This is a genomic window from Pseudomonas sp. AC255, assembly GCF_979258175.1.
Genome location: NZ_OZ409841.1, coordinates 2,371,276 through 2,397,702, shown reverse-complemented (window position 1 = coordinate 2,397,702; position 26,427 = coordinate 2,371,276). Strand labels below are relative to the sequence as shown.

Sequence of the window (26,427 nt, the reverse complement as noted above, 5' to 3'; positions counted from 1 at the left end):
GACGCCTTCGCGAGCGGGCTCGCTCCCACAGGGATTTGTGTCTGGCGTGAGATCGCTTTCACAAGGTGTGCTTAAAGCCCGCCACAGAGCCTTGTAGGACGATCGAACAAGCGTTTCATCGGCTTGATGGCAATTTGGTTACTTTGTCAGTGCGTTCTTCCGCGCAATCAGTACAATCGCCGCATTTGCCCGACCGAGAATGGAAGCAGTACGGTTTCGGCTTGTCACGAGAACGTCCATGCTCATCGGCAGCTACTCCTTCACCCTGGTTTTCATTTCGTTGTGCGTGGCCATTCTGGCTTCCTACACGGCGCTCGATCTCACCGGGCGCATTGCCACGGCAAAAGGCCGGGCCGTGCATTTCTGGACGGCGGGCGGGGCGTTGGCGATGGGCGTTGGCGTCTGGTCGATGCATTTCATCGGCATGCTCGCCTTCAAATTGCCGATCGACCTGGGCTACGACTTCGCCCTCACTGCGCTGTCGCTGCTGATCGCGGTGCTGTCCTGCGGTTTCGCCTTGTGGCTGGTCAGCCAACCGAAACTGCCACTGGCGCAATTGGCTTTCGGTGCGCTGATCATGGGTTCGGGCATCAGCGCCATGCACTACACCGGCATGGCCGCGCTGCGCATGACACCGGGCATCGATTACGACCCGACCCTGTTCAGTGCCTCCCTGCTGATCGCCGTCGGCGCCTCGGCAGCGGCATTGTGGATTGCCTTTCGCCTGCGTCAGCAATCGCCCTATGTGCGGCTGATTCGTGCCGGCGCGGCGGTGATCATGGGGGTGGCGATTGTCGGCATGCACTACACCGGCATGGCTGCTGCGCAATTTCCTGACGGCAGTTTCTGCGGCGCGACGCTCAATGGCTTGAAAGGCAACGGCCTCGATAGCCTGGTCGTGGTCACTACGCTGGCGGTGTTGTCGATTGCCCTGTTGACCTCGATTCTCGACGCCCGCCTCGAAGCGCGCACGGCTGATCTGGCGCACTCGCTGACGGTGGCCAACCGCGAACTCACCCAACTGGCCCTGCACGATCCGCTGACCAGTCTGCCCAACCGCATGCTGCTCGACGACCGCATCAATCAGGCGATCAAAAAGGTGCAAGAGCAGGGTGGCTGCTTCGCCTTGATGTTCATCGACCTCGACGGCTTCAAACCGGTCAACGACGCATTCGGCCATCACATGGGCGACCAATTGCTGCGCGAGGTCGGCGCGCGTCTGCGTGAAGACTTGCGCAGCCAGGACACTCTTGCGCGGATCGGCGGCGATGAGTTCGTTCTGCTGGTGCGTTTGAGCGAGCCCAATGACGCCTTGAGCCTGGCTGCGCGTCAGGTCAGCCTCATCGGTCGCACGTTCCGCGTCGCTGAACATGATCTGCAGATTTCCGCCAGCGTCGGCATTGCCCTCTACCCGGGCAACGGTGACAACGCCCAGGAACTGCTGATGAACGCCGACGCCGCGATGTACCACGCCAAGGGCGGCGGCAAGAATGGCTACAGCTTCTTCGATGCGTCGATGAACACCAACGCGCGCAAACAGTTGCAACTGTTACAGGACCTGCGCGCGGCCATCGAGCACAAGCAGTTCTGCCTGCATTACCAGCCCAAATTCGACGCCGCCAATGGCCGCCCGGTTGGTGCCGAAGCGCTGCTGCGCTGGAAGCATCCGCTGCACGGCATGTTGATGCCGGACAAGTTCATTGATCTGGCGGAGAAAACCGGGCTGATCATTCCGATGGGCGAATGGGTGCTCAACGAAGCCTGCCGGCAGATGCGCGAATGGTACGTGCTCGGTTACACCGACTGGCGCATTGCCGTGAACCTCTCGGCCTTGCAGTTCTGCCATGCCGGGCTGGTGCAAAGCGTGGCCAAGGCGCTGGCGACCCACCACTTGCCGGCCAACAGCCTGACTCTGGAAATCACCGAAACCACAGCGATGAGCGACGCCGATGCGAGCATGACCGTGCTGCAAGAGCTGTCGGACATGGGTGTCGACCTGTCGATCGACGATTTCGGCACCGGTTATTCCAGCCTGATGTACCTCAAGCGCCTGCCGGCCAATGAGCTGAAGATCGACCGCGGTTTTGTCCGCGATCTGGAACACGACAGCGATGATGCTGCAATCGTCTCGGCGATTGTTGCGCTGGGGCAGGCCCTGGATCTGCGGATTGTCGCCGAAGGTGTCGAGACCGGCGCGCAACAGGATTTCCTGACCAAACTGGGCTGTGATTCGCTGCAGGGCTATCTGCTCGGCCATCCGATGCCGGCGGAGCGCTTCATGCAGGACATCGTGCGTGGGCAACGGCTGGCGGTGGTCTGAGATACCGAGTCATCGTTCTTCGCGAGCAGGCTCGCTCCCACAGGTGATCGCATTCCCTTGTGGGAGCGAGCCTGCTCGCGAAGGCGCTTGTGCAAACACCATAGAACTCATGCAAAAGCCATGAATGGCAGTTATTCTTCCCCCGACTGTTACGTGTGCACGTGGGGGAAGGCCAGCATGGATAAAGTCATTGTCATCACCGGGGGCGGGCGCGGAATCGGCGCGGCTACGGCATTGCTGGCAGCCGAACAGGGCTACCGGATCTGCATCAACTATCAGTCGGATGAACAGGCCGCACACAGCGTGCTCGAGCAGGTTCGCGCCTTGGGCGCGCAGGCCATCGCGGTTCGCGCCGATGTCAGCATCGAAGACGAAGTGATCGCGATGTTTCATCGCGTCGACACCGAACTGGGCCGTGTCACCGCGCTGGTCAATAACGCCGGCACCGTCGGACAGAAATCGCGGGTCGATGAGATGTCCGAATTCCGCATCCTCAAAATCATGAAAACCAATGTGCTGGCGCCGATCCTCTGCGCCAAGCACGCGATCCTGCGCATGTCGCCCAAACATGGCGGGCAGGGCGGCAGCATCGTCAACGTCTCCTCGGTCGCGGCACGCCTCGGTTCGCCGAACGAGTACGTTGATTACGCCGCATCCAAGGGTGCGCTCGACACCTTCACTATCGGTCTGTCGAAAGAAGTCGCGGGTGAGGGCATTCGCGTCAATGCCGTGCGTCCGGGTTACATCTATACCGACTTCCATGCGCTGAGCGGCGACCCGGATCGGGTCAGCAAGCTCGAATCGGCGATTCCCATGGCCCGGGGCGGGCGGCCGGATGAAGTTGCGGAGGCGATTGTCTGGTTGCTGTCGGACAAGGCATCGTATGCGACCGGGACGTTTGTTGATTTGGGGGGCGGGCGGTAAGGCCGAAAGATTTTCGCTAAAAGTGCGGCCCTCATCGCTGGCAAGCCAGCTCCCACAGGTTTTGCGGCCTCATCAGATTCTGTATATGTCGAAGATACATGTGGGAGCTGGCTTGAACTGGTCAAGTAATATTGGACACCCGTTAGGGTTTTTCAGGCCGCCATTTTCTCCATGGCGACCGGTGACCGGTAGTTGTTGTAGCTATGGAGTCTGGTGTTGTTGTAGCGCATTAGGTAGCGCTGCAAATCAACCCGGGCTTCGTACTCGCAGCGGTACCCCGCTTCAGGTACCCACTCCGATTTCAGACTTCCAAAGAAACGCTCCATCGGTGCGTTGTCCCAACACTCTCCCTTGCGACTCATGCTCTGCCTCAGCCCGTGCGCTAGCAGCTCATTCCTGAATTTATGGCTGGTGTACTGGCAGCCTTGATCGGAGTGAAACAGCACGTCTTTAGGTCTGCCTCGCAACTCAACGGCCATTCGTAAGGCCTCACAGGTCAGTTCCGCATCCGAGATCATTGAAAACGCCCAACCCACCAGTCGGCGGGCGAAGAGATCCAAAACCGCAGCGAAATACATCCACCGGGTGCCGACCTTGATATACGTGACATCGGCGCACCACACCTCATTGATTGATGTGACATCGAACTGGCGCTTGAGCACGTGCGGTGCGACCAAAGCCTCTACGCCTGATGATTTGTATTTATGGCGCCGGCGCTGACGGCTAGTCACTCCGGCTTCACGCATCAAACTACGAGCCATGTACCGCCCGACTCGATGTCCTTTGGCCTGTAGTTCCCGGGAAAGGGTGCGTGCCCCGGCCGATGCTCTCGATTCCTTATGATGCTCAACCAGCATGGCTTTGAGTTTCTCCCGCTCAGGACTCACCTTGCCTTGGCGCTGACGCCAGGCATAAAAGCTGCTGCGGCAAACATCAAACACACGGCAACAGTCGTTAACGCCGTATAGCTCTGCCAGCTCATTGATCAATGAGAATGATCTTTGGCGTCCAATAGCAGCAGAGCACTGGCTTTTTTAGGATTTCAATATCCCGGTCTTTTTGCCTGAGCAAGGCTTTGAGTTCTTGAATCTCTCGGTGGTCAGCCGTAATCGCTTTGGCCCCCACCGGCGTTGTACCCAGGCGCTCTTTGCGAACCTGGGCGACCCAGCGACGCAACGCGGTAGGGCCGATGTCTAGACTGGCACAGACTTCGGGAACCGATATCCCCTCGTCCAATACCATGCCGACAGCCTTGAGTTTGAATTCAGTTGAATAAGAGTTACGCATATCCGAACACCTCAGATTTGGACGCCATCATAGCGCCTGATTGAAGTGTCCAAAATCATTAGGCCAGTTCAGCTTGCCAGCGATGAGGCCGGTGCAAACAGCACAGAATCATCAGAACGACCGCACAATCCGCCCCAACGTCTCCATGGCCTTTTCCGATTCCTCGGTCCACGGGCTGCCGTAGTTCAAGCGAATACAGTTCCTAAAGCGCTGGGTCGGCGAGAAGATCGGCCCCGGCGCGATGCTGATGCCTTGTGCCAGTGCCATCTGAAACAGCTTCAGCGAATCCATCTGCTCCGGCAATTCCAGCCATAGAAAGTAGCCGCCCGCCGGTTGGCTGACCCGGGTCTGCGCCGGAAAGTACCGAGCAATCGCCGCGAGCATCGCGCTCTGTTGTTCTTCCAGGGCATAACGCAGTTTGCGCAGATGCCGATCGTAGCCGCCGTGTTGCAGATAATCGGCGATAGCCGCTTGCGCCGGCATCGAAGCGCACAGCGAGGTCATCAGCTTCAGCCGTTCGATTTTCTGCGCGAAACGTCCGGCTGCCACCCAGCCGATGCGATAACCGGGCGCGAGACTTTTGGCGAACGAGCCGCAATGCATGACCAATCCTTCGGTATCAAAAGCCTTGGCCGGTTTTGGCGCCTGTTGCCCGTAATAAAGCTCGGCGTAGACGTCGTCTTCGATCAACGGCACCTGATGCTGACGCAGCAGTTCGACCAGTTCCTGTTTCTTCGCCTCGGGCACAGTCGCGCCCATCGGATTCTGGAAACTGGTCATGCACCAGCAGGCCTTGATCGGATGGCGTTCCAAAGTCTGCGCGAGCACACCGAGGTCGATGCCATCGCGCGGGTGCACGGGGATCTCCACAGCTTTGAGTTTCAGACGCTCGAGCACCTGCAGGCTGGCGTAGAACGCCGGGGCCTCGATGGCCACCAGATCCCCGGGCTCGGTCACCGCTTGCAGGCACAGGTTCAGCGCTTCGAGCGCGCCGTTGGTGATGAGCAATTCTTCCATCGGCAACATCAGCCCGCCGACCATGTAGCGCAGGGCAATCTGCCGGCGCAGTTGCGGGTTGCCCGGGGACATATCGGTGACGACCATGCGCGGGTCCATCTCCCGCGCGGCGCTGGCCAGGGAGCGCGACAGGCGTTGCAGCGGGAACAGCGTCGGGCTGGGGAAGGCCGAGCCGAATGGCACGGTGTTGGGATCTTTGATCGAATCGAGTACCGAGAACACCAGTTCGCTGACGTCAACCTCGGTGGATTCATTGACCTGGCTGCTGATCACCGGCTCGGAGAATGTGCTCGGCGTATGGGCGTTGACGAAGTAACCGGAGCGCGGCCGGGCGCGGATCAGGCCGCGGCGTTCGAGCAGGTAATAGGCCTGGAACACCGTGGACGGGCTGACGCCGTAGGTCTGGCTGGCGTAGCGCACCGACGGCACCCGCTGGCCGGGGCCGAGGACGCCGGAGCGGATCAGTTCAGCGATGTCGTCGGCGAATTTTTCGTAGCGTTTCATCGGTGGGCCTTGGTGGACATGATTTTGTGGGGTGTCAGGGAAGGAGCCCTCACCCTAGCCCTCTCCCAGAGGGAGAGGGGACTGATTGGGGGATGCTGATGAAATATGCCGACCTGACAGTGCTTTGCCGAATCCATAATCGACTCGGTCTTTCAGGTCGATGCATAGCGACAGACACCTCGGTTGGCTCCCTCTCCCTCCGGGAGAGGGGACTGATTGGGGGATGCTGATGAAATATGCCGGCCTGACAGTGCTTTGCCGAATCCATAATCGACTCGGTCTTTCAGGTCGATGCATAGCGACAGACACCTCGGTCGGCTCACTCTCCCTCCGGGAGAGGGCTGGGGTGAGGGCAGCAATGCCAAATTCTCAACGATTTATCGGCGCCACAAACCGGCTCTTCGCCACGCTGTATACCTGCGGCTCGTCACTGTCTTCAATCCTGAAACTCAACGTCTGCGAACTGCTCGCCGGCCGCTCGGTGGTCATCGCCACCGACACCGGCACATCGACAATCTCTCCCGGCGCCAGGCTCAATGCCGTTTTGCCCTGCAACTCAAACCCGTCGCCATCAACCAGATTCAACCGGTATTCCTGTCGCTGCTGAGTCTTGTTGATCACTTTCAGCGAATAAATATTCTCGATCTGCCCCTGAGCGTTCTCGCGGAACAACCCGCGATCCTTGGTCACGTCCAGCGACACCATCGGCCGCTCGATCAGTGCCAGCGCCAACGCTCCGATCATCACCAACAACACCGCCGTATAGCCAATCAAACGCGGACGCAGCAGATGGGTTTTGCCGCCCTGCAATTCGCGCTCGGAACTGTAGCGGATCAGGCCGCGCGGGTAATGCATTTTGTCCATGATCGAATCGCAGGCGTCGATGCACGCTGCGCAGCCAATACATTCCATTTGCAAGCCATCGCGGATGTCGATGCCGGTCGGGCAGACCTGCACGCACAACTGGCAGTCGATGCAATCACCCAGGCCGGCTTCGACCGGGCGCACATCACGCTTGCGTGGACCACGGTTTTCGCCACGGGCGGCATCATACGCAATGGTCAGCGTGTCCTTGTCGAACATCACACTCTGGAACCGCGCATACGGGCACATGTGCATGCACACGGCTTCACGCAGCCAACCGGCGTTGATGTAGGTGGCGGCGGCGAAGAACAGCACCCAGAACAGACTGATGCCACCGATCTGCAGGGTCAGCAAATCTTCAGCCAGCGGCCGGATCGGGGTGAAGTAACCGACGAAGGTCAGGCCGGTCATCACGCTGATCGCCAGCCACAACGTGTGCTTGGCGGCGCGCCGCGCCAGTTTGTTCAGGCTCCACGGCGCCGCTTGCAGTTTGATCCGCTGGTTGCGTTCGCCTTCGGTGATCTTCTCGCACCACATGAAGATCCACGTCCACGAACTCTGCGGGCAGGTGTAACCGCACCAGACGCGACCGGCGAACACGGTAATCGCGAAGAGTCCGAACGCAGCGATGATCAACAATGCTGAGAGCAGAATGAAATCCTGCGGCCAGAACGTCGCGCCGAAGATGTGGAATTTGCTCTCCGCCAGATCCCACAGCACCGCCTGCCGACCGCCCCAGTTCAGCCACACGGTGCCGAAGAATAGCAGGAACAGAAACCCGGCACCGCTTAAACGCAGATTGCGGAACAGGCCGGTGAAACTGCGGGTGTGGATTTGCTTGTCGGTGGATCCGGCAGTCGCCTTCAGTGGGCGCGCGGGTACGCTTCTAATCGTCGGCGCTGCTTCTACGGTTCGGACGGGGATTTGCTCGCTCATGCTCGTTCGCTCATCAGCCTCCATCAGGCCGATGCACTATGAGCGCCGATCTGTTTGCAGAACAGACTCAGGTTTGGCAATAAAAAGCGGATCAGATGAGATTTGACGCAATGCCTGCGACAACTTGAAGCAACCTGCCAGGCAAGGCGCAAACGCCTATTGCAGGCGCCTGCGCCGGGTGTTGATCGAGATCAATCAAACCACCGAATCACTGTCATCGGCCTTCAGATGTTTGCGCCCGTCCTTGGCCCCGGCGACGGTCAAGACATCGGCTTCTGCTTCGGTGATGTAGGCGCGTTTGCCTTCGATTTCCACGAACGACATGGCTTTTTCGCTATCGGTCTCGACTGTCAACGTGTCGCAGATACGGATTTCCTCACCATGCTCGACGGTGAAAAAACACACTTTCTGCTCAGGGTTGGATTCATCGATTCGAACGGTCATGGCGGCAGTCCTTTCAAGTGAGGTCTGCACGTTAGGAAACGCAGCGCGCAGTTCGTTCTGCGCAACCGATTAATGGTCGCTGTTGTCCATCGCTTATCAAGCCAATAACAAGGGAAGCACGATGGAAGACTGGTGGGATGAAGTGTGGGCCACGATGCAAGCCGAATTTGCCGATATCGGCGACGCCTCGCAAATGACCCGGATCACCGTACGCCTGCTGATGGCGGCGATTCTCGGCGGGATACTCGGATTTGAGCGCGAGCATAAAGGCAAGGCAGCGGGCGTGCGCACGCACATGCTGGTGGCGTTGGGCGCTGCGCTATTCGTGTTGGTGCCGCAGACCTCGGGCGCAGAATCCGATGCCATGAGTCGGGTCTTGCAGGGTGTGATTGCCGGGATCGGCTTTCTCGGCGCCGGCACCATTCTGAAAAATCAGCAGGGCGACGAGGCCCATGTCAAAGGCCTGACCACGGCGGCGGGCTTATGGATGACGGCGGCGATCGGCGTGGCGGCGGGGCTGGGCAAGGAAGCGACGGCATTGCTCAGTACCATTCTGGCACTGGCGATCTTCAGCGTGATGCCGTACGTGGTGAGAGTGTTCGAGAAGGATGTCGACAAGAATGACCACCTCTGACTTCCCGCCGGCTGATGATCGTTGCCTGATCGTTCCCACGCTCCGCGTGGGAATGCAGCCCGGACGCTCCGCGTCCCTTCTGGAGCCGAACGCGGAGCGTCCGTTGAGGCATCCCCACGCGGAGCGTGGGAACGATCAGGGGGCAGGGTCAGACGATCACTGGCGGCATCGTACTCGGTGGCTCTTCTTTCGGCGGTGGCGTGGTGCCGGGTGGCTCTTGCTCGGGCACCGGTGGCGGCTCGGTATTCGGCAGGGTGGGTTTGTCGATGTTCGGATCAGGCGTTTCCGCCGGGATCGGGATGTTCATCTGATGACCTCCGTATGGCACATGGCGTGGGACGTGCTTAAGTGAGTTGACCCGGCCACGGCAAATTCGATCCGCCGGTTTGTCTTGTTAATTTCATCTGAACTTTTCCCCGCGCCGGTTGCTCGGAACCTAAGTGAGTTCATGACAGGGCCGGCGCTTTGTCGCGAATACTGTTCCGGCACAAGAGCGTCCTTGGGGCGTTAAGGAGAGATGCTCAATGACTGCTGAAAGACCTTCAGAGCTGAGTTACAACCCGCACATGCCATTGTCGCAGGCGTTGCTGCTGCCTCGAATCGTCATCGAAAACACCATGCCGACCCTCGACGGCGGCCAGTTTGCCGTCAAGTCGGTTGCCGGACGCGAAGTGGTGGTGACCAGCAAAGTGTTTGCCGACGGCCATGACAAGCTCGCCGTACGCATCCGCTGGCGCGAAGAAGGCCAGGAAACCTGGCAGACCGAGGTCATGTCCGATCAGGGCAACAACACCTGGCAAGGCCAGTTCCGCCCCGAAGAGCAGGGCCGCTATCTGTATTGCATCGAAGCGTGGATCGACCATTTCGCCAGCTTCCAGTACGAACTGGAAAAGAAGCACAACGCTGCTGTGCCGGTTTCCCTGGAGCTGCAGGAAGGCCGGACTATGGTGCAACAGGCCGCAGAACGCAGCGAAGGTCAGCTCAGCGAGCAGCTTGCCGCGCTGCACCATGAATTGTCCGGCCTGCTCGAAACCGAGCAGGTTGCGCTGTTTCTGCACTCGCGCAGTGCAGAGCTGATGGCCCAGGCTGATCACCGCGCCTATCTCAGCATCAGCGCCGAATTCCCCATGGACGTCGAGCGCGAACTCGCCGAGTTCGCCAGTTGGTATGAGCTGTTTCCGCGCTCGATCACTGACGATCCCCAGCGTCACGGCACGTTCAACGACGTGCACTCGCGTCTGCCGATGATTCAGGACATGGGCTTCGACGTGTTGTACTTCACGCCGATTCACCCGATTGGCCGCGCCCACCGCAAGGGCCGCAACAACTCCCTGACTGCCGGCCCGGATGATCCCGGCAGCCCGTACGCGATCGGCAGCGAGGAGGGTGGCCACGAAGCGATTCACTCGCAACTCGGCACCCGTGAAGATTTCCGCCGCCTGGTGGCTGCCGCCGCCGATCATGGCCTGGAAATCGCTCTCGACTTCGCCATCCAGTGTTCCCAGGACCACCCATGGCTCAAAGAGCATCCGGGCTGGTTCAACTGGCGCCCGGACGGCACGATCAAATACGCCGAAAACCCGCCGAAGAAATACCAGGACATCGTCAACGTCGACTTCTATGCGCCGGATGCAATTCCGAGTCTGTGGGTCGAGTTGCGCGACATCGTCGTCGGCTGGGTCAAGGAAGGTGTGAAGATCTTCCGCGTCGACAACCCGCACACCAAACCTCTGCCGTTCTGGCAATGGTTGATCGCCGACGTTCGCACCCTGTATCCGGAAGTGATCTTCCTCGCCGAGGCTTTCACCACGCCGGCGATGATGGCGCGTCTGGGCAAGGTCGGTTACTCGCAGAGCTACACCTATTTCACCTGGCGCAATACCAAGGCCGAGCTGGCGGAATATTTCACGGAACTGAATCAGTCACCGTGGCGCGAATGCTACCGGCCGAATTTCTTCGTCAATACCCCGGACATCAACCCGGCGTTTTTGCATGAGTCGGGGCGTCCCGGTTTCCTCATCCGCGCTGCCTTGGCAACGATGGGCTCGGGTCTGTGGGGTATGTATTCCGGCTTCGAGTTATGCGAATCGGCACCGGTGCCGGGAAAAGAGGAATACCTGGATTCGGAGAAATACGAAATCCGCGTCCGCGACTTCACCGCGCCGGGCAACATCATTGCCGAAATCGCCCAGCTCAACCGCATCCGCCGGCAGAACCCGGCGCTGCACACGCATCTGGGCCTGAAAATCTATAACGCCTGGAACGACAATATTCTGTTCTTCGGCAAGCGCAGCGCCGATGGCAGCAATTTCATTCTGGTCGCAGTCAGCCTCGATCCGCATAACGTGCAGGAAGCGAATTTCGAACTGCCGCTGTGGGAAATGGGCCTGCCGGACGATGCCACCACCCATGGCGAAGATTTGATGAACGGCCATCGCTGGGACTGGCACGGCAAATATCAGTTCATGCGCATCGATCCGGCGTATCAGCCGTTCGGGATTTGGCGGATCAGCGCCACGTAATGATCGTTCCCACGCTCTGCGTGGGAATGCATCCGGGACGCTCCGCGTCCCAAAGCGGACGCAGAGCGTCCATGGCGGCATTCCCACGCAGAGCGTGGGAACGATCGTCGTGGGACGCCCATAAAGTATTCAACAGGAGTTCCACATGGCGAAGAAACCCAAGGCAGCCGCCTTCATCAAAGACCCGCTCTGGTACAAGGATGCGGTGATCTATCAGGTTCACGTCAAATCGTTTTTCGACTCCAACAATGACGGGATCGGTGACTTTCCCGGGCTTATCACCAAACTCGATTACATTGCCGACCTCGGCGTCAACACCATCTGGCTGCTGCCGTTCTATCCCTCGCCACGCCGCGACGACGGCTATGACATCGCCGAATACCGTGGCGTGCACAGCGACTACGGGACCATGGCCGACGCCAAGCGCTTCATTGCCGAAGCGCACAAGCGCGGGCTGCGGGTGATCACCGAGCTGGTCATCAACCACACCTCCGACCAGCACCCGTGGTTCCAGCGTGCGCGTAAAGCCAAGCCGGGTTCAGCGGCGCGGGATTTCTACGTGTGGTCCGATGACGATCAGAAATACGACGGCACGCGAATCATCTTTCTCGACACCGAAAAGTCCAACTGGACCTGGGATCCGGTCGCTGGCCAATACTTCTGGCACCGCTTCTACTCGCACCAGCCGGATCTGAACTTCGACAACCCGCAAGTGATGAAAGCCGTGTTGTCGGTGATGCGTTACTGGCTCGACATGGGCATCGACGGCCTGCGCCTCGACGCGATTCCGTACCTGATCGAGCGCGACGGCACCAACAACGAAAACCTGCCCGAGACCCACGACGTCCTCAAGCAGATCCGTGCCGAGATCGACGCCAACTACCCCGATCGCATGCTGCTGGCCGAGGCCAATCAGTGGCCGGAAGACACCCAGCTGTATTTCGGTGACACCGACGCTGCTGGCGTCAATGGTGACGAATGTCACATGGCCTTCCACTTCCCGCTGATGCCGCGCATGTACATGGCGCTGGCGCAGGAAGATCGCTTCCCGATCACCGACATTCTCCGCCAGACCCCGGAAATTCCGGCGAATTGCCAGTGGGCAATTTTCCTGCGCAACCACGATGAACTGACCCTGGAAATGGTCACCGACCGCGAGCGCGATTACCTGTGGAACTACTACGCCGCTGACCGTCGCGCGCGGATCAACCTCGGTATTCGCCGTCGTCTCGCACCGTTGATGGAACGCGACCGTCGCCGCATCGAACTGCTCAACAGCCTGCTGCTGTCGATGCCCGGCACGCCGACGTTGTATTACGGCGACGAAATCGGCATGGGCGACAACATCTACCTCGGCGACCGCGATGGCGTGCGTACACCGATGCAGTGGTCGATCGACCGCAACGGCGGTTTCTCCCGCGCCGATCCGGCCAGTCTGGTACTGCCGCCGATCATGGACCCGCAGTATGGCTATCAGTCGGTCAACGTCGAAACCCAGTCCGGCGATCCGCACTCGTTGTTGAACTGGACGCGCCGTCTGCTGGCAGTGCGCAAGCAATCGAAAGCCTTCGGCCGTGGCACCTTGAAAATGCTCTCGCCGAGCAACCGTCGTGTGCTGGCTTACACCCGCGAATACACCGATGCCGACGGCAAGCACGAAATCATTCTGTGCGTGGCCAACGTCTCGCGCAGTGCGCAAGCGGTCGAGCTGGACCTGTCGGCGTATGTCGGCATGGTGCCGGTGGAAATGCTCGGTGGTAACGCGTTCCCGCCGATCGGTCAGTTGAATTTCCTCCTGACCCTGGCGCCGTACGGTTTCTATTGGTTTGCACTGGCGGCAGAAAACCAGATGCCGAGCTGGCACGTCGAGCCGGCGCAGAGCCTGCCGGACTTCACCACGCTGGTGCTGAAAAAGCGCATGGAAGAACTGCTCGAAGCGCCGTCACGTACGACGCTGGAGCAAAGCATCCTGCCGAGCTGGCTGCAGAATCGTCGCTGGTTTGCCGGCAAGGATGCGGCGATCGAGAAGGTCAATCTGGCTTACGGCGTGCGTTTCGGCGATGCCCAGCACCCAGTGCTGCTCAGCGAAATCGAAGTCACCAGTAGCGGCCAGACCAACCGTTATCAGCTGCCGTTCGGCTTCATTGGCGAAGACCATGTCGGCCCGCCGTTGCCTCAGCAATTGGCGCTGTCGCGTGTACGCCGTGTGCGTCAGGTTGGCCTGATCACCGATGCGTTCACCCTGGAAACCTTCGTCCGCGCCGTTCTGCAAGGCATGCAGAACAACACCGTACTGGAGTCGATCGAAGGCGAAATCCGCTTCGAGCAGACAGATCATCTGGAAAAACTCGGCCTCGGCGCCGAGTCGGATGTGCGCTACCTGTCGGCCGAGCAATCGAACAGTTCAGTGGTAATCGGCAACAGTCTGGTGCTTAAGCTGATACGCAAAGTCGCTTCTGGCGTACACCCGGAACTGGAGATGAGCGCTTACCTGACCGAGGCCGGGTTTGCCAATATCTCTCCACTGCTCGGTTCGGTGATTCGCCGCGACGCGCAAGGCGAAGACAACTTGCTGATGATCGCCCAAGGCTATCTGAGCAATCAGGGCGACGCATGGGAATGGACGCAGAACAACCTGGAACGGGCGCTGCGCGATGAACTGGCCGACGCCATGTCCGAGCAGGAGCAGCATTACAACGCCCTCGGCGAGCTGAGAGACTTCGCCGGCATGCTCGGCCAGCGTCTGGGCGAGATGCATCAGGTGCTCGCTGCGCCAACCGACAATGCCGACTTCGCGCCGCAAGTGTCGTCGAGCAAGGACATGGCCGCGACGGGCAAGGATGTCACCGCCCAGGTCGAACACGCCTTGAAACTGCTCAAACAGCATCAAGGCGAGTTGAATGCGACGGATCAGAAACTGGTCAAGCGTCTGCTCGACGAGAAGAAAACCATTCTTGCCCATGTGCAGGATCTGGCGAAGAAAGCCACCGGCGGCTTGCGCATTCGGGTGCATGGCGACTTGCATTTGGGCCAGGTGCTGGTGATCAAGGGCGACGCCTACTTGATCGACTTCGAGGGCGAACCGGCGCGGCCATTGAGCGAGCGTCGCGGTAAACACAGCCCGTACAAGGACGTCAGCGGCGTACTGCGTTCGTTCGATTACGCAGCGGCGATGACCATCAATGTGCATAACGTTGATAACAGCGTCGAAGCCGAAGCGGCGCGCAAACGGGTCGCCGAGCGTTATCTGCGTGAGGCACGCGAGGCATTTGTCCAGGCATACCGCGAGGCAGCAGCTAGTCTTGAGCATGCCTGGCAGGATCCCGAGGGTGCCGACGCCGCGCTGGCGTTGTTCGGCCTGGAAAAAGCCGCTTATGAAGTGGCCTACGAGGCGGAAAACCGCCCAACGTGGCTGCCCGTGCCATTGCACGGCTTGTATGGATTATTGACAGGGCTTAAACCCTTTTCCGATCTTGGTGGAGAGTAGTCATGAGTTTCTCGAACAAGGAACAGGGTGTGGTAAAGGAAGCATTGTTACCCTCGGCGCGCGACATCGATGCTTTGGTGCGCGCCGAACATCAGGATCCGTTTTCCATTCTCGGCCCGCACGGCGATGGCGCCGGCGGGCAGTTCATCCGCGCCTATCTGCCCGGTGCGCTGAGTGTTGCGGTGCTGGACAAGGACAGCGGCGAAGACCTTGGCCCGCTGGAGATGACCGAGACGCCGGGGCTGTTTGTCGGCCATTTCGATCAGGCGCGACCGTACCTGTTGCGCACACGTTGGGCCGGTGGCGAGCAGGTTGCCGAAGACCCGTACAGCTTCGGCCAGTTGCTCGGCGAGATGGATTTGTATCTGTTCGCCGAGGGTAACCACCGCGACCTCAGCGCCTGCCTCGGTGCGCAGCTGAAGACCGTTGATGGCGTGGACGGTGTGCGCTTTGCCGTGTGGGCACCGAATGCCCGCCGTGTATCGGTGGTCGGCGATTTCAACGTCTGGGACGGCCGTCGCCACCCGATGCGGCTGCGTCATCCGTCCGGTGTCTGGGAACTGTTCATCCCGCGTCTGCAAGCGGGGGAGTTGTATAAGTACGAAATCCTCGGCGCCCACGGCATTCTGCCGCTCAAGGCCGACCCGATGGCACTGGCCACCAGCCTGCCGCCGGACACCGCTTCGAAAGTTGCCTCGCCCCTGCAGATCGACTGGCAGGATCACGACTGGATGAATTCCCGTCAGGATCGCCAGCAGCGCTCCAAACCTCTGTCGATCTACGAGTTGCACGCCGGTTCCTGGCAGTGCGAGCTGGATGATCTCGGCGAGGTCGCGCGCCAGTACACCTGGCCGGAACTGGCCGAGCGCCTGATTCCTTATGTCAAAGAGCTGGGATTCACCCACATCGAACTGATGCCGATCATGGAGCACCCCTTCGGCGGTTCCTGGGGCTATCAGCTGCTTTCGCAATTCGCCCCGAGTGCGCGTTATGGCACGCCGGATCAGTTCGCCGAGTTCGTCAACGCCTGTCACCAGGCCGACATCGGGGTGATTCTCGACTGGGTACCGGCGCATTTCCCCACCGATACCCATGGTCTGGCGCAGTTCGACGGCACCGCGCTCTACGAATACGGCAACCCGCTGGAAGGCTTCCATCAGGATTGGGACACGCTGATCTACAACCTTGGTCGCACCGAAGTGCACGGTTACATGCTGGCCTCGGCGCTGCACTGGCTGAAACACTTCCATATCGACGGCCTGCGTGTCGATGCGGTGGCTTCGATGCTGTACCGCGACTATTCGCGCAAGGCGGGCGAATGGGTGCCGAACCGCCACGGCGGTCGGGAGAACCTGGAGGCCATCGACTTCCTGCGGCATTTGAACGACGTGGTTGAGCTGGAAGCGCCGGGTGCGCTGGTGATTGCCGAAGAGTCCACCGCATGGCCGGGCGTCAGCCAGAGCACCCAGCAGGGCGGTCTCGGGTTTGCCTACAAATGGAACATGGGCTGGATGCACGATTCGCTGCACTACATCCAGCAAGATCCGGTGTACCGCGCCCATCACCACAACGAGTTGAGCTTTGGTCTGGTCTACGCCTGGTCGGAACGCTTCATCCTGCCGATTTCCCACGACGAAGTGGTGCACGGCAAGCACTCTTTGATCGACAAGATGCCTGGCGATCGCTGGCAGAAGTTTGCCAACTTGCGCGCCTATCTGAGCTTCATGTGGACGCATCCGGGCAAGAAGCTGTTGTTCATGGGCTGCGAGTTTGGCCAATGGCGCGAGTGGAACCACGATCAGCAACTGGACTGGTACCTGCTGCAGTACTCCGAGCACAAAGGCGTGCAGAAACTGGTTGGCGATCTCAACCGGCTGTATCGCGAAGAGCCGGCGCTGCACGACCAGGACGACGCACCGCAAGGCTTCCAGTGGTTGATTGGCGATGATGCGATCAACAGCGTTTACGCGTGGTTGCGCTGGAGCAAGGATGGCTCGCCAGTGCTGGTGGTTGCCAACTTCACCCCGGTACCGCGCCAGGCGTATCGGGTCGGCGTGCCGTTTGCCGGGCGCTGGACCGAGCTGTTCAACAGTGACGCCGACATTTATGCCGGCTCCAACTATGGCAATGGCGGCGGAGCGTTGACCGAAGAAGTGCCAAGCCATGGTCAGTCGTTGTCGCTGGAACTGAACCTGCCACCATTGGCGGTGTTGATTCTCAAGCCGCAGGGCTGATCCAGGTACAGTAAAACTGTGGGAGCGGGCTTGCCCGCGATGAGGCCGTCACATTCAGCATCTTTGTTGACTGACACTCCGCCATCGCTGGCAAGCCAGCTCCCACAGGGTTTTTCACTGATCAGCAGATCACCAACGCATCCGCACTCCAAGGCTGCCGATAATGCCGTTCAGGTCATTGTCATCCACATCGCTGCTGTAATCGGCGCTCATGTACAGGCTTACTGCCGGTGTGACCCGCGCCACCAGTCCCAAGCCCAATTCCACTGTTGAAGACTTGCGGCTGCTGCTGATCTTGTCGACCTGATCGAGGGTCACCGTGCTGCCGGTGTACACCGTGTGCCAAAGGTTGGTGCGCACGTAGGGTTCAACAGGCAACCCGTTCAAGTCATAACTGCCTTTCAATCGCGCACCGACACGGCCACTCCACGCGGTCAGGTCGGTCGACGAGGCGTTGCCCGAGCCTGCATAAGGCGCGTCGAGGCTGATGCGCTGGTTGATCAGTTGCGCCTGTGGTTCGACCACCCAGTTGTCACTCAAGCCGATCGGATAACCGCCTTCAACGGAAAAGGTCATCGCGTTGCCTTCGGTGGCTTGCCGATTGCCTTGCGGGGTCCGACTGAAACCGCTGACCCGACCGCCACTGGCCGACAGGTCGACGTGCCAGCCCTGCGCGCCGACCAGGCTGTAATAGGCGCCAAGGCTCTGGCCTTGCAGGTTGAGGCTGTCAGTGTTGCGGTCGGCGAGGGCACGTCGGGTCAGCGAACCATCGGCATTCAGCTGGACCTGATTGTCGCCACCTATGAGACCAAGGGTCTGGGTAGTCCCGTTAGCGCTTTTCAACGTGACCACGGCCGGACCTTTGAACTCGCCACCGGCCATCGCATAGCCGGAAGACAGTGCGTCGGTCTGTGCTTGTCGAGCGCTTTTGCCGTACAGCTCGTCCCAGGCAGACGGGGCAAGATCTTCGGTGATCAGGCGCGAACTCTGCTGACTCAATGGCAGCGGTCCGGGCGTTATCACGGTCACTGGCAAGGTCATCACAGGGACATCGGCGCGATACCACGCGCGTTCATCCGCCGAAAATTCCGCATGCGCCTCCATGGACGAGCACAGCAACAGCGAACCTGACACTGTGCAAAAGGTGATTTTCAATTCATGTGGGGTCAGTGAAGTTTTCATGGAGGTCTACCTTGCAAGCGCATGCGTCATCTCGAGTTTGGCGTCTCTCCTACCCCGAACGAGGGGCGACCGAATAGAGCGGGGCGAACCGCGGCTGCTCGATTTCGCGAGTGCCGGAAGGTCAGCCCCAGTAGTGATTCCGGGGGTAGTAAGGTAGAGATAAGAAGAGCGACGCCTGCGCGTCAAGAAAATGCACGATGAATGGCGCGCTTAAATCAGCAACTGCAAGCGTTTGTTTTTCTGCACATAACTAAGTGCTTGTTTGCATGGAAAAACGCTTGCGAAGGGTGCATTTGACGGTTTTTTGCCGCCGACGAAAGGTCCTTCCGAGCGGTAATTGCCGGAACGACCTGTCATTAGATGGCTGTCAAAAATGCAGCTAGAGGTGCACCTCAACCGCCAAGGGAAGATGATCCGACAAATGCGTCCACGGCTTGTTGCCGAGAATCCTTGGATCGTGGCTGCTGGCATTGCGCAGATAAATCCGGTCAAGCCTCAGCAAGGGAAACCGCGCCGGATAGGTTTTCGCCGGGCGCCCATGATGACGTTCAAAAGCTTCGTGCAAATAGTCGCGACGGGCGAGGGCGGCGTTGCCCTGCAACTGCCAGTCATTGAAATCACCGGCAATGATCACCGGCGCATCGTCGGGCAGTGATTCAAGCAACTGGCAAAGCAGCTGCAACTGCAATTGCCGATGGCTCTCCAGCAGACTCAAATGCACACAGATCGCGTGCACCTCGGCATGCCCGGGCACATCAAGAATGCAGTGCAACAGCCCGCGCCGTTCAGGCCCGGTGATCGACACGTCGAGGTTGCGGTATTCGCGGATCGGGTATTTCGACAGCAGCGCGTTGCCGTGGTGGCCGTCGGGGTAAACGGCGTTGCGGCCATAGGCAAAATCGCTCCACATACTGTCGGCGAGGAATTCGTATTGCGAGGTCTGCGGCCAGTCGTTGTAGCGACTCGAATGGCGTTCGTGTTCACCCACCACTTCCTGCAGAAACACCAGATCGGCCGAGGTACTGCGCATCGCTTCGCGCAGCTCCGGGAGAACGAACCGCCGATTCAGCGCGGTGAAGCCCTTGTGGGTGTTGACCGTGAGTACCCGCAGGCGATGAATGACTGGCGCGTCGACCACTTGACGCTTGGAATCGCTGGACACGTTCACTCCTCTGATTTGGGCCATGCCTGTTCATGCGACTGGTTTGAGGGGGTGGCAGTTCCTTACAGAAATGTTTGATCGTACACAGGACTCTGTGGGAGCTGGCTTGCCAGCGATGGGGCCAAATCAGCAGTATCTCTATTGCCTGATACACCGCTATCGCTGGCAAGCCAGCTCCCACAGGATTTCACGGTGTCAGAGGGATCTGTGGTGCTTAGACAAAGACGATTTCATACGGCAAGCGCATCCGCTCCAGCAGCACCGGGGGCAGCAGCGGGGCGATGCCGATGGCCGGTTCGCCCTTGAGCTGGCTGGCGTAAGCGTGGGTCGCGTGGCTCTTGCGCGCTACCGTCCAGGTGTCGAGACGCAGCTTGCGCGCGCGTTCCCAGGGAATCATGCGCTGCTCGCGCTCCGGCCAGTGCCAGGCCCACACCGGCACATCGTGATAGGTCGCCCCGGCCTTTTGCGCCGCGTCGAAACTGGCGCGGCCGACCACTTCATGATCCGGCGGGCCATCCTTGCGCCAGGTACTGAACACTACGTCGCCCGGTCGCAGGTAGCGGCCGATGAACTCGGTGAGCTGGCTTTGCTGATCACCCAGTGCGTTGTCGGTAAAGCCGCCGCGCACCCACTTCAGGCTGTGCATGGGCAGGCCGAGGCGGCGCAGGGCTTCGACGCTTTCCTGCGGGCGGAATACACTCAGGCGTTGTTCCGACCATTGCCGCGAGCCGGGGTGGCTGGCGCTGCCGTCGGTAATCGAGAGCAATTGCAGGGGATGGCCAAGGCTGGAGAGCAATTGCAGCAAACCGCCGCAAGTGACCACTTCATCGCCCGGATGCGGGGCGATGACCACGGCGCGGGCGCCGGCGGGAACCAGGCTGTGGGTGTTGATGACGGGAATATTGTCGAGTTGCGGCGCGCTGTTCCAGATCTGTGCTGGCAGGCCGTGTTCGTTGATCAATGACGATTTCATGAGTGCGACGTCCTTGTGGTATCTCGCCCTCAGTCGTGAACAGCCAACGCTGATCGCGGCCCGTGAAGGCAAATGAATAGCAACGGTGCAGTGCTCCAACCCTTGGATTACTGCGAAGCAGAGTATTGCTCAAGACAGCCGATTCGTCGCGTCACAGATCAATCTGATCCGTATTTTTTTATTCCAGCTGTGCCAGATTGCGCAGAAAGTCACCGAATCCGCCCTTGGCCCGACTGTCGAGACGGGCGCTGGTGTGCACTTGCGGGCGATGACTCCAGGCGATATTCGCACCGCTGCGCTCCAGCGCACGCACCAGTTGCACGTCCTCGTCACAGGTCAGCGGTTTGAAACCGCCGGCCAGGCGATAAGCCTCGGCGCTGACACCGAGGTTGGCGCCGTGAATGTGTCGATGGCCATCGCGGGCCTGATAATGGCGGTGATAGCGAATCTGCGCCGCTTCATCGATCGATTCGTGCCAGTGCTCGACGGTCACCGTGCCGCACACTGCGTCCGCCTCCAGTCCCAGTTGCGCCGCCAGCCAGTCATCGGCGACGCGGCTGTCGGCGTCGGTGCAGGCGATCCAGCGGGCACCGCGCTCGAGCAGCAGTCGCGCACCGGCGGCTCGGGCTTCGCCGACGTTGCGTGCGTCGATCTGCAGGCTCAGCACCGGATAAGCGCTGACAATCTGCGCCGAGGCGTCGCTGCAACTGTCGAGCACCACCAGGATTTCCACCGGCTCGCCGGCCAGTTGCCCATGCTGGCTGGCCCGCAGGGCGGCGCGCAGGCATTCATCGAGCAGCGCTTCTTCGTTGTGTGCAGGAATCACGATACCGATCAACGCAAGCCCTCCAGTGCCGCCACCGAGCGTGGCTCGCGGCTCCACAGTTCGAGAATGAAATCCGCTTCCTGATGCAGCACCAGACGCGGCAAAGCCAATTGATCGTGGATCTGATCGTGGACCTGACGTGCATTCAACGGGCAGCCCTCGATCGGCGGGCGCCAGTGGCAGGCCAGCAATTGTCCTTCGGCCGTCAATGACTCACTGATCCGGCGGATCATTTCTGTCAGATCTTTTTCGTCGAGGTAGTAGCCGATTTCGCTGAATACAATCAGGTCGAATTTTTCCTCCGGCCAGTCAGCCGGAAGGCGGCCCTGACGGACTTCGGCATGCTCAAACACACTCAAGCGAGTACGCGCCAGCTTCACTGCCGCGCTCGCCGTGTCGCAGCACAACAGGCGATCGCAGCGCGGAGCCAGTTCTGCACTCAGTTCGCCGTTGGCGCAACCCGGTTCGAACACCGACCTGTAGCGCGGACGCGGCAGGGCGGCGAGGGTGATCGCGCGTTTGCGCTGCTCGTACCAGCGCTGGCGGAACGCCCATGGATCGTCGTTGCCAGCGAACAGGCCGTCGAAATAGCGGTCATCGACGCTCACAGGAACACCACTTCAAAAGGTTGCAGCAAACGATCAAGCACATAGGGCGCAAGCACCGGCCCGAGCCCGACGTCGCGGTCGCCTTCCAACTGGCTGGCGAACGCGTGGGCCGCGTGGCGTTTGCGCGCGATGTGCGTGGGTGACAGAAGAATCTTGCGCGCGCGTTCCCATGGCACCGAGACGTCTTCCGGGGTTGCCCAGTGCCAGGTCCAGACCGGAAGTTCATGGCAGGTCGCACCAACGCGTCGCGCCGCTTCGACACTGGCGCGGCCGACGGCCTCGTGATCGCTGTGACCGTCCTGGCGCCAGGTAGTGAAAACCACATCACTGGCGTGCAGATAACCGGCGATGAATTCGCTCAACCCGGTTTCCTGAGCCGCCACTTGGGTGTCGGTAAACCCGCCGCGCAGCCATTTCAGGCTGTGCATCGGCAAGCCGAGGCGGCGCAGAGCTTCGGCGGATTCCTGCGGTCGCACCACGCTCAAGCGTTCGACCGTCCAGCGTTGCGAGCCGGGGTGACTGGCGCTGCCATCGGTAACCGAGATCAATTGCAACGGCCGTCCGGCTGCCGCCAGCAACTGCATGATGCCGCCGCAACCGAGCACTTCGTCATCCGGATGCGGCGCGATGATCACCGCCCGCGAACCCAGCGGTACCAGGTCAAGAACGTCGATGGCGGGCAGTTCGGCCAGACGCCGCGAACCCTGCCATTGCTGCAGTGAAGTGCCCTGGCCGACGATCGGGTTGTCCTTCATAACGCCCAGACCTCGCAGGATTGACCGGCAATCCGCTGGCCCAGCGCAGCAAGGTCGCGCTCGGCGTGACTCTGGCGCAGAAACACCGGCAAGTCGGCACTCAGTCGCGCAAAATGCCGATCCTGACAAAACGGCCCGGCACCCAGCGCCCGCCCGACTTCACGCATGACCTGTTCGGCAGACTGTTCGACCACCGCGCGGGCGCGACGGGCCAGCAGTTCAGCGTCAGCCTCAGGCTGCGCATCGATTTGCAACGCGCTGAAGCGCAACACGTCGGCCGCTGCTTGCAGTGCTGTGTCAGTCGCACCGAGATGGGCGAGGGCGTGCGGTTCATCGCGTTGCGCGCAATGCTGACGCAGCCCTTCGGCAATCCGCCGTGAAGCGCCGTACCAGCAAGCCGCGATACCGATCCCGCCCTGCCAGAACCCCGGCCGTTGCAGGTAATCACCGGGGTTGCCAATGGCCTGCGCTTCGGCGTTTTCAAACAGCACTTCGACGCTGCCGGTGGCCGCCATGCCCACGGCTTGCCAGCCCTGATCGGTGATGGTCACGCCAGGTTGATCGAGTGCGACTGCAACCAATTGCTGCTGATCATCAGCGTCCCACGCAGTGAGCAAGGCGTGGCTGAGCACCGAAGCGCCAGAGCACCAGGCCTTGCGCCCGTTCAGCATCACCATATGCCCGGACGGCGTGACTTTCACCCGTGCCTGCGGCGGTTCGGCGGCCCACATGCCCCACGTGCTGCCCGGGGTTGGCGTACCGCCCAATTGCTCGATGATCGCCAGAGCGTCGGTGTGGCCTTCATAGAGTTTGCACAGCCCAAGATCGTGTCCGCCCACCTCCGATAGACGCTGGAAGCGCTCCAGCGTGTGACCGCTGCCGGGCAACGGCAAGCGGTCGAGGCCGGCCTCGACCATTGCTCGCAGGCAACGGCCGAGGGCATTGGTGTCGGCGTAATCTGGCGGACGGCGAGCCAGATAATGTTGAAAGTCCATATCAATCTTCTTCGTCGCGTTGCAGTTCGAACAACAGCAACGAACGCCCGGTCACCGAATACTCGTGACCGAATTCGAAGCGTTCCTGGCCGCGAATCGACGGCTGATTGGTATCGATCATGCACGTCCAGAAGCCACCATCCGGTACTTCCGGCAGGGTGAAGTTGACGATGTCGTGGTGGGCGTTGACCACCAGCAGCAGCGTCGCGTCGGCGCCTTTGCGACGGATGCCGGTTTCCTGCGCGCGACCGTCGAGCAGCATGCCGAGGCAGCGATTGTGCGCATCGTGCCAGTGCTCGGTGGTCATTTCGGTGGCGTCCGGTGCCAGCCAGGTCACGTCCTTGACGCCGATATCTTCGTTGTACTCGCCGACCAGGAAGCGTCCACGACGCAGGATCGGATAAGTCAGGCGCAGCTTGATCAGGCGTTTGACGAACTTGAGCAGGGCATTGCCGTCCTCGCTCAGGTCCCAGTTGACCCAGCCAATCTCGCTGTCCTGGCAATAGGCATTGTTGTTGCCGTCCTGCGTGCGCGCGAACTCGTCACCGGCGACGATCATCGGCGTACCTTGGGCCAGCAGCAGAGTGGCGAAGAAATTGCGCATCTGCCGGTGGCGCAGAGCGTTGATTTCCGGATCGTCGGTCGGGCCTTCGACGCCGTGGTTCCACGACAGGTTGTTGTTGCTGCCGTCCTGATTGTTCTCGTCGTTGGCTTCGTTGTGCTTGTCGTTGTACGACACCAGATCGTTGAGGGTGAAACCGTCGTGGGCGGTGATGAAGTTCACCGACGAATACGGCCGGCGCCCACGCTGGTTGAACATCTCCCCGGAAGCGGTCATGCGGCTGGCGAAATCGGCGAGCTGGGCGTCGTCACCTTTCCAGAACGCACGCACGGTGTCGCGGAACTTGTCGTTCCACTCAACCCAGCCCGGCGGAAAGTTGCCGACCTGATAACCGCCGGGACCGCAGTCCCAGGGTTCGGCGATCATCTTCACCTGACGCAGCACCGGGTCCTGACGGCAGGCGACGAGGAAGCTGTGGCGCTCGTCGAAACCATCGTGGTAACGGCCAAGAATGGTTGCCAGGTCGAAACGGAAACCGTCGACGTGCATCTCACTGGCCCAGTAGCGCAGGGAGTCAGTGACCATTTGCAGCACGCACGGGTGACTCAGGTCCAGGGTGTTACCGGTGCCGGAGTCGTTGATGTAGTAGCGCTTGTCGTCGGGCATCAAGCGGTAGTAGGAGGCGTTGTCGATACCGCGCATCGACAGGGTCGGGCCTTGCTCGTTGCCTTCGGCGGTGTGGTTGTAGACCACGTCGAGAATGACTTCGAGATTGGCATCGTGCAGGTGCGCGACCATTTCCTTGAATTCGGCAATCTTGCCGCTGGCCAGATAACGCGGGTCCGGGGCGAAGAACGCGATGCTGTTATAGCCCCAATAGTTGGTCATGCCTTTTTGCAGCAGATGCTGATCGTTGACGAAGGCGTGAATCGGCAGCAGTTCGACGGAGGACACGCCGAGTTTACGAATGTGCTCGAGCACGTCGTCGACCATCAAGCCGCCAAAGGTGCCGCGCAGGTTTTCCGGCACCGAAGGATGACGCATGCTGATGCCGCGCACGTGGGTTTCGTAAATGATGGTCTTGTCCCACGGCACGCTGACACGATGGTCGTTGCCCCAGGTGTGGGCCGGGTCAATGACCTTGCACTTGGGCACGAACGGCGCACTGTCACGCTCGTCGAAACTGAGGTCGGCGTCGGGGTGGCCGATGGTGTAGCCGAACAGCGCTTCCGACCATTTCAGCTCACCAACTAATTGTTTGGCGTAAGGGTCGATCAGCAGTTTGTTGTGGTTGAAACGGTGACCATTGGCCGGGTCATAAGGACCATAAACGCGGTAGCCGTAGATCAAGCCAGGATGCGCATCCGGCAGGTAGCCGTGGTAGATCTCATCGGTGTATTCCGGCAGCTCGATGCGTTCGAGTTCGACTTCGCCGGCATCGTCGAAAATGCACAGCTCAACCTTGGTGGCGTTGGCGGAAAACAGAGCAAAGTTCACCCCCAGACCATCCCAGGTCGCACCGAGCGGGAAGGGCAGGCCTTCACGGATTCTCGACGGCTCGGCGTGCGCAGCGGGTTCGGCTTTCTTTGGACGGTTCATGATTGCTCCTGCAAAAAAACGGGACAGTTCAGGCAATGAGATTTCCTTGTGGGAGCGAGCCTGCTCGCGAAAGCGTCGGTACATTCGACGTTTTCACCAACTGACCTAGCGCTTTCGCGAGCAGGCTCGCTCCCACAGGGTGGTGTGTTTTGCCCCAAGAAGGGCTTTCTTCGGGGCGCAAGAACCCCTTGTGGCGAGCACGCTCGCCACACAGTCATTCAGTTCAAAAATGGATCGGGTCAGTTCGCCGGAGGCTTCTTCGCGGCTCGCGGCTTTTTCTCGGCAGCCTTTTCGCCCGGCGGGACTACTTTGGCCGTGGCCGCAGGCTTGGCTTTCGCCGCTGGTTTGGCTTTGGCGGCTGCCGGTGTCTTGCCGTCGGTGCTTTTCGCTGTTGCCGCTGTAGTCTTGCCAGCCACTTTGCTGCCAGCCGCCTTGGGTGGCTTCTTGGGTGCCAGCGCTTCGGCCTCGGCCAGCTTGCGCGCCATTTCCCAATGACGTTCTTCGTGGCCTTCAGGTTTCCCTTCCGACTCCCAGATCTGATAGGCGAATTCGCGAATGCGTTTATCGTCGGTGCTCATCGCAATGCTCCTGA

Annotated in this window: 21 protein-coding genes; 6 read left to right on the top strand and 15 right to left on the bottom strand. The window is 60.3% G+C overall.

Annotation, left to right across the window (positions count from 1 at the left end; translation table 11 throughout):
• Window positions 1-238 precede the first annotated feature (238 nt).
• Together ACZZ0K_RS10945 and ACZZ0K_RS10940 are read left to right on the top strand one after the other, a co-directional pair.
• Window positions 239-2,320 carry a putative bifunctional diguanylate cyclase/phosphodiesterase gene (locus ACZZ0K_RS10945; RefSeq protein WP_252880063.1) on the top strand — a complete coding sequence of 694 codons (2,082 nt, stop codon included), beginning with the start codon at window positions 239-241 and terminating at the stop codon, window positions 2,318-2,320.
• Window positions 2,321-2,497: 177 nt separating this feature from the next.
• Window positions 2,498-3,244, top strand: coding sequence for an SDR family oxidoreductase (locus ACZZ0K_RS10940; RefSeq protein ID WP_041480996.1), 747 nt, complete (start codon window positions 2,498-2,500; stop codon window positions 3,242-3,244).
• A 152-nt stretch (window positions 3,245-3,396) separates the two neighbouring features.
• Here ACZZ0K_RS10940 and ACZZ0K_RS10935 read toward each other — a convergent pair whose 3' ends face one another.
• From ACZZ0K_RS10935 to ACZZ0K_RS10915, 5 genes are all read right to left on the bottom strand, one after another.
• Window positions 3,397-4,233, bottom strand: a complete 837-nt coding sequence (locus ACZZ0K_RS10935; protein WP_258707633.1) for an IS3 family transposase — start codon at window positions 4,231-4,233, stop codon at window positions 3,397-3,399.
• A complete protein-coding gene (locus ACZZ0K_RS10930) occupies window positions 4,223-4,531 on the bottom strand; it encodes a transposase (RefSeq protein ID WP_014340347.1) in 309 nt (102 codons plus the stop codon). The genes ACZZ0K_RS10935 and ACZZ0K_RS10930 overlap by 11 nt, the downstream gene beginning before the upstream one ends.
• 111 nt (window positions 4,532-4,642) lie before the next feature.
• Complete coding sequence (mapR, locus tag ACZZ0K_RS10925; RefSeq protein ID WP_041480995.1) at window positions 4,643-6,052, bottom strand: GntR family transcriptional regulator MpaR; 1,410 nt, start codon at window positions 6,050-6,052, stop codon at window positions 4,643-4,645.
• Window positions 6,053-6,421: 369 nt separating this feature from the next.
• A complete protein-coding gene (ccoG, locus tag ACZZ0K_RS10920) occupies window positions 6,422-7,852 on the bottom strand; it encodes a cytochrome c oxidase accessory protein CcoG (protein ID WP_258708154.1) in 1,431 nt (476 codons plus the stop codon).
• 195 nt (window positions 7,853-8,047) lie between these two features.
• Entirely contained in the window at window positions 8,048-8,296 is a 249-nt protein-coding gene (locus tag ACZZ0K_RS10915) for a DUF3203 family protein (RefSeq protein ID WP_056785796.1), read from the bottom strand.
• A gap of 121 nt (window positions 8,297-8,417) precedes the next feature.
• On the opposite strand from ACZZ0K_RS10915, the gene ACZZ0K_RS10910 reads away from it, so the two are divergent.
• Window positions 8,418-8,930: an MgtC/SapB family protein gene (locus ACZZ0K_RS10910; RefSeq protein WP_056785798.1), complete on the top strand. Its 513-nt coding sequence runs from the start codon at window positions 8,418-8,420 to the stop codon at window positions 8,928-8,930.
• A gap of 148 nt (window positions 8,931-9,078) precedes the next feature.
• On the opposite strand, the gene ACZZ0K_RS10905 is transcribed toward ACZZ0K_RS10910, so the two are convergent.
• The gene (locus ACZZ0K_RS10905) at window positions 9,079-9,237 is read right to left on the bottom strand and encodes a hypothetical protein (RefSeq protein WP_258708155.1); all 159 of its coding nucleotides are present in this window, start codon (window positions 9,235-9,237) and stop codon (window positions 9,079-9,081) included.
• Between the two features lie 217 nt (window positions 9,238-9,454).
• On the opposite strand from ACZZ0K_RS10905, the gene ACZZ0K_RS10900 reads away from it, so the two are divergent.
• The 3 genes from ACZZ0K_RS10900 (at window position 9,455) to glgB (ending at window position 17,173) form a co-directional block, all read left to right on the top strand.
• Window positions 9,455-11,452 carry an alpha-1,4-glucan--maltose-1-phosphate maltosyltransferase gene (locus ACZZ0K_RS10900; protein WP_258708156.1) on the top strand — a complete coding sequence of 666 codons (1,998 nt, stop codon included), beginning with the start codon at window positions 9,455-9,457 and terminating at the stop codon, window positions 11,450-11,452.
• 145 nt (window positions 11,453-11,597) lie between these two features.
• Window positions 11,598-14,939 (top strand): maltose alpha-D-glucosyltransferase, encoded by a 3,342-nt coding sequence (gene treS, locus ACZZ0K_RS10895; protein WP_258708157.1) that lies wholly within the window; start codon window positions 11,598-11,600, stop codon window positions 14,937-14,939.
• A 2-nt stretch (window positions 14,940-14,941) separates the two neighbouring features.
• A complete protein-coding gene (gene glgB, locus ACZZ0K_RS10890) occupies window positions 14,942-17,173 on the top strand; it encodes a 1,4-alpha-glucan branching protein GlgB (protein WP_258708158.1) in 2,232 nt (743 codons plus the stop codon).
• Between the two features lie 129 nt (window positions 17,174-17,302).
• Here the strand turns inward: glgB and ACZZ0K_RS10885 are convergent, their stop codons facing one another.
• From ACZZ0K_RS10885 to ACZZ0K_RS10845, 9 genes are all read right to left on the bottom strand, one after another.
• The gene (locus ACZZ0K_RS10885; protein ID WP_258708159.1) at window positions 17,303-18,355 is read right to left on the bottom strand and encodes an autotransporter outer membrane beta-barrel domain-containing protein; all 1,053 of its coding nucleotides are present in this window, start codon (window positions 18,353-18,355) and stop codon (window positions 17,303-17,305) included.
• A gap of 379 nt (window positions 18,356-18,734) precedes the next feature.
• Window positions 18,735-19,517: an endonuclease/exonuclease/phosphatase family protein gene (locus tag ACZZ0K_RS10880; RefSeq protein ID WP_258708160.1), complete on the bottom strand. Its 783-nt coding sequence runs from the start codon at window positions 19,515-19,517 to the stop codon at window positions 18,735-18,737.
• A 214-nt stretch (window positions 19,518-19,731) separates the two neighbouring features.
• A complete protein-coding gene (locus ACZZ0K_RS10875; RefSeq protein ID WP_258708161.1) occupies window positions 19,732-20,490 on the bottom strand; it encodes a PIG-L deacetylase family protein in 759 nt (252 codons plus the stop codon).
• A 178-nt stretch (window positions 20,491-20,668) separates the two neighbouring features.
• Window positions 20,669-21,328, bottom strand: coding sequence for a glycosyltransferase family 2 protein (locus ACZZ0K_RS10870; protein ID WP_095179947.1), 660 nt, complete (start codon window positions 21,326-21,328; stop codon window positions 20,669-20,671).
• Window positions 21,325-21,924: a nodulation S family protein gene (locus ACZZ0K_RS10865; RefSeq protein ID WP_258708162.1), complete on the bottom strand. Its 600-nt coding sequence runs from the start codon at window positions 21,922-21,924 to the stop codon at window positions 21,325-21,327. Before ACZZ0K_RS10865 ends, ACZZ0K_RS10870 begins: the two co-directional genes overlap by 4 nt.
• Entirely contained in the window at window positions 21,921-22,679 is a 759-nt protein-coding gene (locus tag ACZZ0K_RS10860) for a PIG-L deacetylase family protein (RefSeq protein ID WP_258708163.1), read from the bottom strand. The genes ACZZ0K_RS10865 and ACZZ0K_RS10860 overlap by 4 nt, the downstream gene beginning before the upstream one ends.
• A complete protein-coding gene (locus tag ACZZ0K_RS10855; protein WP_258708164.1) occupies window positions 22,676-23,674 on the bottom strand; it encodes an acyl-CoA dehydrogenase family protein in 999 nt (332 codons plus the stop codon). The genes ACZZ0K_RS10860 and ACZZ0K_RS10855 overlap by 4 nt, the downstream gene beginning before the upstream one ends.
• Window position 23,675: 1 nt before the next feature.
• Window positions 23,676-25,835: a glycogen debranching protein GlgX gene (gene glgX / locus ACZZ0K_RS10850; RefSeq protein ID WP_258708165.1), complete on the bottom strand. Its 2,160-nt coding sequence runs from the start codon at window positions 25,833-25,835 to the stop codon at window positions 23,676-23,678.
• Window positions 25,836-26,074: 239 nt separating this feature from the next.
• Window positions 26,075-26,413 carry a DUF2934 domain-containing protein gene (locus tag ACZZ0K_RS10845; protein WP_095179950.1) on the bottom strand — a complete coding sequence of 113 codons (339 nt, stop codon included), beginning with the start codon at window positions 26,411-26,413 and terminating at the stop codon, window positions 26,075-26,077.
• Window positions 26,414-26,427 lie beyond the last annotated feature (14 nt).